We start from the raw sequence: 541 nt of genomic DNA, 5'->3' as shown, positions 1-541 counted from the left end.
ACACCGCGGGTGCGGGCCGGCCACCGGCGAGCGTGCAGGAGGAACTGCTCTGCACCGCGTTCGCCGACGTACTCGGCATCGACACCGTCGGCGTCGACGACAGCTTCTTCGAGCTGGGTGGGCACTCGCTGCTCGCGGTGCGGCTCATCTCGCGGCTTCGGGTGGTTCTGGGTGTGGAGGTGCCGCTGCGGGCGTTGTTCGAGGCGCCGACCGTGGCGCAGTTGGCTGGGCGGCTGACGGATGCGCAGGACAGCCGGCTGGCGTTGCGGGCCGGGGAGCGTCCGGAGCGGGTGCCGCTGTCGTTCGCGCAGCGTCGGTTGTGGTTCCTGGAGCAGTTGGAGGGGCCGAGCCCGACCTACAACCTTTCGTCGGCTGTGCGGCTGTCCGCAGACATGGATGTCGTCGCGTTGGGTGCGGCGTTGCGGGATGTGATCGGCCGGCATGAGTCGTTGCGGACGGTGTTCGCGGTCGCCGATGGTGAGCCGTATCAGCGGATCCTGTCCGTGGACGAGTTGGCGTGGGAGTTGGAAGTCGTCGGTGT

At 68.9% G+C, this 541-nt stretch carries 1 protein-coding gene; it reads left to right on the top strand.

Annotation, left to right across the window (positions count from 1 at the left end; all coding sequences use genetic code 11):
• A partial coding sequence (locus tag I0C86_RS00005; RefSeq protein WP_196199055.1) for a phosphopantetheine-binding protein occupies positions 1 to 541 on the top strand: 541 nt, incomplete at both ends.

Source organism: Plantactinospora alkalitolerans, assembly GCF_015690345.1.
Classification (GTDB): Bacteria; Actinomycetota; Actinomycetes; order Mycobacteriales; family Micromonosporaceae; genus Plantactinospora; species Plantactinospora alkalitolerans.
This window is presented reverse-complemented; position numbering and strand designations above follow the sequence as displayed.